The sequence below is a fragment of the Tabrizicola sp. genome (assembly GCF_051645465.1).
Taxonomy (GTDB): Bacteria; Pseudomonadota; Alphaproteobacteria; order Rhodobacterales; family Rhodobacteraceae; genus Tabrizicola.
Map to the genome: position 1 here is coordinate 25,118 of NZ_JBOFBI010000097.1, position 7,836 is coordinate 32,953.

The following is a 7,836-nucleotide window of genomic DNA, read 5'->3' on the forward strand; positions in this document are numbered from 1 at the left end:
TTAAGGCAACGAGAGCGTTAACCATTTGACTTACAAAACAGAATTTCGGACGTCTTCTCGCGCATGGCTGCTGGCGAAACGGACCTTTGTGCGGCTCACAACCCCTTCGACCGGTAGGTTGCCGCCACCCGCCCGATCGACACGATGTAGGCCGCGACCCGCAGGTCCTCGACGTCCTGACGCGAATGCCACACCTCGCGCATTGCCTGATAGGCCGTGCGCATCGTGTCATCCAGGCCGGACCGCACCAGCGCCAGCTCGTCCGATCCGGTCAGGAACCGCTCCTTGAACCCCGGCGACAGCGTCCAGCCAAGGTTCTGGTCCGCGCTCAGCCGCTCCAGCTCCTCGACGATCAGCCGTGACCGCGCCTCTTCGGCCCGCCGCTGCATCCGGCCAAAGCGGATGTGGCTCAGGTTCTTCACCCATTCGAAGTAGCTGACCGTGACGCCACCCGCATTGGCGTACATGTCGGGAATGATCACGCAGCCCTTCCTGCGCAGGACCTCATCGGCCCCGAACGTGATCGGGCCGTTCGCCGCCTCGATGATCAGCGGCGCCTTGATCCGCTCGGCGTTGCCCAGATGGATCACCCCTTCCAGCGCCGCCGGGATCAGGATGTCGCAAGCCTCTTCCAGGACCGCCGTTCCGTCCTCCACGTGCTTTGCGTTCGGATAGCCCGCCAGAAGCCCGCCGTGCCGGTTCATCCACTGCCGCACATCCTCGACGTTCAGCCCGTTCGGGTCCAGAAGCGCCCCGTCCCGCTCGATCACGGCAATGACCTTGCAGCCGTCCTCCTCGCTCAGGAACTTGGCCGCGTGATAGCCCACGTTGCCAAGGCCCTGGACGATCAGCTTTTTGCCGTCCAGTCCCCCCGAAAGCCCCGCCTTCGCCAGATCCTCCTTGTGCCGGAAGAATTCCCGCAGCGCATACTGCACCCCGCGCCCCGTCGCCTCGACCCGCCCCTGGATGCCCCCCGCATGCGGAGGCTTGCCGGTGACGCAGGCATTGCCGTTGATGTCGGTGGTGTTCATCCGCTTGTACTGATCCGCGATCCAGGCCATCTCGCGCTCGCCCGTCCCCATGTCCGGGGCCGGCACGTTCTGCGCGGGATGGATCAGGTCGCGCTTGATCAGCTCATAGGCGAAGCGGCGGGTGATCTGTTCCAGCTCATGCTCGTCCCATTGGCGCGGATCGATGCACAATCCGCCCTTCGATCCGCCAAACGGCGTCTCTACCAAAGCGCATTTGTAGGTCATCAGGGCCGCCAGCGCCTCGACCTCGTCCTGATGCACCGAGAGCGCATAGCGGATGCCGCCCTTGACCGGCTCCATGTGTTCGGAGTGGACCGAACGGTAGCCGGTGAAGGTCTCGATCTTGCCCCGGAGCCGCACCCCGAACCGCACCGTGTAGGTCGAGTTGCAGACGCGGATCTTCTGTTCAAGACCCGGGCTCAGATCCATCAGCTTCGCGGCGCGGTTGAACATAAGGTCGACGGACTCGCGAAAGCTCGGCTCGGCGGAAACGTTCATGCCATCCCTCCCTGTCAGGCTGCGCGCTCCTCGGTGCGCGAGGCGGACACTATCCCCTCTGGCCGGGAAAGGAAGCCTGGAAGCGGCCAGAGGCGCCTTGGCCAGCGGTTTTGGGGGTCAGCGAATCATTGCCGAACGGTTAACGTCCGTGCTGCGCTGCGCCGAAGAAAAGTTCATAATTTTTGATCGAAGGCGGCAGATACCCACAGATTGTTTCCAGATTGTGGCGCCCAACCGGCCGTTTCGGCAGAAATGCCTTACTTATGCCCGAAGTTGTGCCTAAATCCCGAGAGGGAACCTGCCATTTGGGTGGGGCGCTGCCAGTATGGATTTTGACATGTTGAACAAACTTGCCCGTCGACCGGTTTCTGCACACGTCGCTCGCAAATTTTCAGAATTCAAACGTGATGAAGGCGGTGGCGTCACCCTCTGGATCGTGATGCTCTTCACCATAATGTTCTTGTTTGGCGGCATCGCCGTCGACGTCATGCGGTACGAGATGCGCCGCGTCGCCCTGCAGGAAACCATGGACCGCGCCACCCTGGCGGCGGCCAACCTCGTGCTCCCACCAAGCGAAACTCCGGCTTCGGTCGCTCAGGACTGGATCGACAAGTCGGGCCTCGGGGACGAGCTGACCGTCGACTACACGTTCGATGATGCAGTGGGCACGGCCGACGACAGCACGCGGAGCGTGAAGTTGAATGCGAAGGTAAGGTCCTACAACCACTTCATCGGCGTGTTCTACACCGATATCCACTATTTCGAGGGCCCGGTGGTATCAGCCGCACAGCAGGGCGCGGAAGCGATCGAAGTGATGATGGTGCTCGATGTGACCGGATCGATGGGGGAAGCATCGGGCACCACCACAAAGATTGCGGCACTGAGGACAGCGGCCACCAACTTTGTGAACATTCTGAAAGAGAATGACGCTGATGACATGATTTCGATCGGCCTGGTTCCCTATGCATCGCAGGTGAACATTCCTGTCGGCCTCAGGAACCAGTTCACTAACTTGACGAATCTGTCCTCGTGGGACGGTGTCGCGAACGCCGGCGTGCCGGGGATCAACTGCATTGAAATACCGACCGACACTTATTCATCCACAGCCTTGTCGACTGCTCGCGCGATGCCGATGGCTGCGGTCGCGGATGTCACATATAACAAACCGACGAGCGCCACAATAAACAGGACAGCAAATCCGGTGGCGCCGAACATGGGTTCGAACGAGGTAATCTGTAACAAAAGCCCTGATGTGGGCAGCACCGCGGCGGACGAGTCCCTCTCGAATCTGGTACTGTTGCCGACAATGGACGGAACCAAGGTTACCGACCAGCTGGCTCTTCTCCAACCGCGTGGGCGGACCTCGATTGCAGTCGGGATGCGCTGGGGGACCGCGCTGATCGATCAGAGCGCAGCGCCGATTTACGAGAACCTTATCACTGAGCCTGCGATGGCTGATCGGCCTGCCTTGAATACCAATGGTGCGACCCGCAAGATCATCGTGGTGATGACAGACGGCAATCACGTTGCCAGCGACTACATTCTGGACGCTTACAAGAGCGGCCCGTCTCCAATCTGGCGCGGCACAGATGGCCAATTTGCAATCAAGTATGCTAGCGGTGGCGCGGCGCTGACTGGCGGCGCTCGGCCGACCAACTGCTCTGGCTGGTCAATTCCCGCTTCTGCCAACCGCGAATACTTCCTGCCGCACATGAAAGACAATTCAGAAACGGCAAAAGTCGGCGCCACCGAGATAGAAGGCCTCGGGACCGGCTTGCGGACGACCGGTGCCTGCGACCCCAATGCTTGGATTGCGGCACCAACCTGGGCGCAGACCGTGAACGATGGTCCGGACGCGGGTGATGAGCGTGATGTGGTCACCGTCCCGGACGGTTCGGACCCGGATACTCTGCCTGACGTTGTGATGATAACTGCAACCCAGCTCGACTGGAGCGAAGTCTGGCGCTACGCCCGTGTGGACTGGGTTATTGAGCAGCTTTACATGCGTTCGGGTGTTGACGGCACATCCAACTACGATACCGTTTACAACATGTTTGTCGGAGACTACCTGACAAACAACCCAACCATGGACGCACTTCTGAACACGAACTGCAAGGCCGCCAAGGACGCAGGTATCGAGGTGTTCGGCATCGTCCTGGGTGATGCGGTCAACCCCGTGCCGATCCAGAACTGCTCCTCACCAGGAACGGGCTATTTCTATCTGGCAAAGGATCCAGGGGAACTCAATAACGTGTTTAAACGAATCGCGGATCTGATCGATGACTTGAGGCTGACACAATGACCAAACTTGGCCAATTCCTGAAGGACGACTCCGGGACGGCATCAATAGAGTTTGTGTTTGTCTTTCCGATCATCTTCCTGATCTTCACGGCTTCCTTTGAAAGCAGCCTGTTCATGTCGCGCTATGTGATGCTGGAGCGGGGCGTGGACATGACTGTACGCAAGATCCGCCTTGGCCAGCTTGAAGACATCAAGCACCAGGCACTAAAGGAGGAAATCTGCAAATCGGGCATAATGGCCGGATCGATCGACAGATGCATGAAGGCAATGAGGATCTGGATGCAACCGATCGATACTGCAAGCTTTGCGATGGTTGCCCCACCAAAAAGCTGCGTGGACAAGGCTACGGATGTGAATACCAATGAGCCGGATCCTACTGAATTCAATGCTGGCGACGAAAATCAAATCGTGCTGATGCGGGTTTGCCTTAAGGAAGAGCCGATGTTCCCAACTACGCTGGTAAGCGTGAAGATGCCGACCGACGCGGAGGACGGGACCTACGCTCTGGTAGTGACATCTGTCTTTGTCAACGAGCCGAGATAACATGACCATGCGTAAATTGAAGCATCACTTTAGATCCTTCGTTCGCGATGAGGATGGCCTCATCCTCGTCGAAGCGCTCATGATGCTGCCCTTGCTGATCTGGGTGTTGATCGCGATGTTCATCTACTGGGACGTCTTCCGTACCATCAACGTTACCCAGAAGGCGGCGTACTCGATAGCAGACTTGCTGTCCCGTCAGGAGGTGGCGATCCCGATCAGCTATGCGAATGGACTTCAAAACGTAGTCGACTTCCTCACACCGGGCGGGCATCCGGTGAAACTCCGCATAACCAGTTTCAAGTACGACGAAGGGAACGTCAACGACGCAGGGGACGACAAGTACGAGCTGCTGTTTTCCTACTCACCCAATTGCAAGATGGAAGTGTGGGAGGAAGGCGATATCCAGTCTTGGAAGACTCGTACTCCAGGAATTCCCGAGCTTAACGGTGAGGAGAGCGTGTTTGTGGTCGAGACTGAGGTCGAGTTCAAGACCCAGATGAGGAGTGCAGTCGCAGGCCTCATGATCAACGTTGATAACGCGACATTTACCCAGTTCATCGTGACCCGTCCGCGGAAGGGTCCGCTCCAGCTTGATGGCGTCAGCGCCTGTCCCACTTAGTGCTGATGTCGTCGGCGCTTTTCTTTAGCCAGATCGAAGGTTAGTCTGAGCGCGCCAACTTGGGGACGCTCATGCGCAGCCACGTCATTGCCGTCGCCGTCTCAGCGGCTCTCGCCGCCTGCGCGTCGTTTCCCGAGATCGACGCTCTCGGTGAGGACACCGGTCCGCCGCCGCAGCTTGAACCGATCGACGGTCTTCTTGCCCAGGCCGACGCCGCCGCTCAGGACCCCGCGCCTGATTTGCAGGCCCGGGCCGCCCGGCTAAGGGCCCGGGCAGCCGCGATCAAGGCTGGCGCGCCGCCGCCCTGACGGCGTTGCACCCCGCCGCTCTTCCAGCTAACAGACGGGGGCCGCAACTGCCCGAGGTTCGCCCGATGTCCGCCGCCCCCTTGCGTCTTGGCCTTGCCGGTCTTGGAACCGTGGGCATCGGCGTCGTGAAAATCGTCCAGGCCCATGCCGACCTCATCGCCGCCCGCGCCGGACGCCCCGTGTCGATCACCGCCGTCTCGGCCCGCGACCGCACCCGGAACCGCGACGCCGACCTCTCCGGCTATGCCTGGGAGACTGACCCGGTCGCCCTGGCGACGCGACAGGATGTAGATGTCTTCGTTGAGGTGATGGGCGGCCACGACGGCCCCGCCAAAGCCTCGACCGAGGCCGCACTTGCCTCCGGCAAGCATGTGGTCACCGCGAACAAGGCGCTCCTCGCCCATCACGGGCACGCGCTGGCCGAAACAGCCGAAGCCGCTGGCCTGGCGCTGCGGTTCGAGGCCGCCGTCGCCGGGGGCATCCCCGTGATCAAAGCGCTCACCGAAGGCCTTGCCGGCAACCGCCTCAAGCGCGTCATGGGCGTGATGAACGGCACCTGCAACTACATCCTTACCCGGATGCAATCGGCGGGCCTGCCTTACGACCAGGTCTTCGAGGAAGCCCGCCAGCTTGGCTATCTGGAAGCCGACCCCAACCTCGACGTCGGGGGCATCGACGCGGGCCACAAGCTCTCGCTCCTGTCCGCTGTCGCCTTCGGCACCCGCATCGCCTTCGATGCGGTCGAGCTGGAAGGCATCGGCAATGTCTCGATCGACGACATCCGCCTGGCCGAGGACATGGGCTACCGGATCAAGCTCCTTGGCGTCGCACAGATGACCGGGCGGGGGCTTGAGCAGCGTATGACACCCTGCCTCGTCCCCGCCGACAGCCCCCTTGGCCAGCTGCAGGGCGGCACCAACCTGGTCGTCCTGGAAGGCGACAGCGTCGGCCAGATCGTGCTGCGCGGCCCCGGCGCAGGCCAGGGCCCGACCGCCAGCGCTGTCATGTCCGACGTCATCGACATCGCCCGCGGCTTCCGTGTGCCCACGTTCGGCGTCCCCGCCAGCCAGCTTTCCGCCGCGCAACCCGCGAAGTCCGCCACTCCCGCGCCCTACTACCTGCGCATGACGCTCCTCGACAAACCCGGCGCGCTGGCCAAGATCGCCACCTGCCTCGGCGATGCCGGAGTCTCGATCGACCAGATGCGCCAGTACGGCCACCAGGGCGCGAATGCCCCGGTCCTGATCGTCACCCACAAGGCCGCCCCCGACGACGTCACCCACGCCATGACCCGCTTCGCCGGAACCGGCGTGCTGGTCGGCGACCCCGTGGCGATCCGGATCGAGGAAGTCTGAGACCGTTGACAGACCGGGCCAAAGGCCCGACCCTTCCGGCATTTGCCCCAGCCGGAGGCCAAGATGACCCGCCCCTTTGCCGCGCTCGCCCTTCTCCTTTGCCTCGCCGCCCCCACCTTCGCCGATCCAATCCCCGGCCTTGACGACCCCGCTTTCCGCGACCCGTTCGAGCGTGCGCTACAAGGCGACGACCCGTCCGCGCTCAGGGACCTCCACGCCGCTGCTTCGGGCGGCAACACTGCCGCGCTCCTCGCGCTCCCATTCGTTTCCGAGTGGCTGCGCGCCAAAGTCCCGTTCGCCGAGCGCAAAACTCTCTTCTACATCAACGGCGTCCCGATGCCGAAAGCCTTTGCCGACGCCGATCCAGTCGCCGCGCTCTGGAACTTGGACGAGCTCGGGAGCGACACAGACGCGCTCCTCGACCGCGCCTTCGGGCTCTATGCTGCGGGCGAGCCAGGCAAGGCGACAGGCTTGTTCATGACTTGGCTCAACCAGACCGGCGGCAATGGTGACCTGCCCCCCGGGTTCTTCAACCATCCCGTCCCGCCCTGGGCGATGGCATTCGTGCTGAAAGCGCGGCTGGGGGACCCGTCCGGCACCGAGGCCGAGGGCGTCGACGCGCTGATGGTCGATCGTCTCAGGGCCAACGACACCGCCGCCTGGCTTGCTATTGTCGATAATCTAGGCCTCGAGCAGATCGATGCGCCAATTGTGTATAACGACAGGCTGGCCGATACGTTCGACGCAGCGGGCATCGCTCCGGACGAAGCCATGCGCCGGATGCAAGAGGTCATTCCCTTGATGCTGGCGACATCAAGAGGCAACCAGATCCTAGACCCGAACACCGCGAAGGCCGCAACCGCCGCCTTGCGCGCTGATCCGGAATTTCAGCCCCTTCTCGCAGTCTGCGCCACCACCTGCCCCGCCAGCCAGGACCAGTGCGCGACCGCCTTCGTTGCTGCTTTCGGCCACCCCCCTGGCGGCGTCACCCGGGTTCAGCCGCTCACCTCCCTCATCTCCACCGAAGACTTCTTCGCCACCCCCCGCGGCCGCCTGATCCTCCTCCGCTCCACCGCTGGCCAACTTGGCGACGACCCCGCCACATCCCCCGCCCTCGCCGCCGCCCGGGACATCGACGCCTGCCTCGCCGACGCCATCCTTGCCGCCCTTCCCTGACACCC

General features: G+C 62.2%; 7 protein-coding genes. 6 read left to right on the plus strand and 1 reads right to left on the minus strand.

Annotated elements, in window-relative coordinates; genetic code table 11:
* Positions 1–95: 95 nt before the first annotated feature.
* Positions 96–1,529 carry a Glu/Leu/Phe/Val family dehydrogenase gene (locus tag ACRCSW_RS06505; RefSeq protein WP_438703593.1) on the minus strand — a complete coding sequence of 478 codons (1,434 nt, stop codon included), beginning with the start codon at positions 1,527–1,529 and terminating at the stop codon, positions 96–98.
* A gap of 337 nt (positions 1,530–1,866) precedes the next feature.
* On the opposite strand from ACRCSW_RS06505, the gene ACRCSW_RS06510 reads away from it, so the two are divergent.
* The 6 genes from ACRCSW_RS06510 to ACRCSW_RS06535 all read left to right on the plus strand — a co-directional run bounded on the left by ACRCSW_RS06510 (position 1,867) and on the right by ACRCSW_RS06535 (position 7,831).
* A complete protein-coding gene (locus tag ACRCSW_RS06510) occupies positions 1,867–3,831 on the plus strand; it encodes a pilus assembly protein TadG-related protein (RefSeq protein ID WP_438703594.1) in 1,965 nt (654 codons plus the stop codon).
* Positions 3,828–4,373 (plus strand): TadE/TadG family type IV pilus assembly protein, encoded by a 546-nt coding sequence (locus ACRCSW_RS06515; protein ID WP_438703596.1) that lies wholly within the window; start codon positions 3,828–3,830, stop codon positions 4,371–4,373. Before ACRCSW_RS06510 ends, ACRCSW_RS06515 begins: the two co-directional genes overlap by 4 nt.
* A 1-nt stretch (position 4,374) precedes the next feature.
* Complete coding sequence (locus ACRCSW_RS06520) at positions 4,375–4,992, plus strand: TadE/TadG family type IV pilus assembly protein (RefSeq protein ID WP_438703598.1); 618 nt, start codon at positions 4,375–4,377, stop codon at positions 4,990–4,992.
* Positions 4,993–5,063: 71 nt separating this feature from the next.
* Entirely contained in the window at positions 5,064–5,300 is a 237-nt protein-coding gene (locus ACRCSW_RS06525) for a hypothetical protein (RefSeq protein WP_438703600.1), read from the plus strand.
* 65 nt (positions 5,301–5,365) lie between these two features.
* Complete coding sequence (locus ACRCSW_RS06530) at positions 5,366–6,655, plus strand: homoserine dehydrogenase (protein ID WP_438703601.1); 1,290 nt, start codon at positions 5,366–5,368, stop codon at positions 6,653–6,655.
* 63 nt (positions 6,656–6,718) lie between these two features.
* Complete coding sequence (locus tag ACRCSW_RS06535; protein ID WP_438703602.1) at positions 6,719–7,831, plus strand: hypothetical protein; 1,113 nt, start codon at positions 6,719–6,721, stop codon at positions 7,829–7,831.
* The last annotated feature ends 5 nt before the right edge of the window (positions 7,832–7,836 follow it).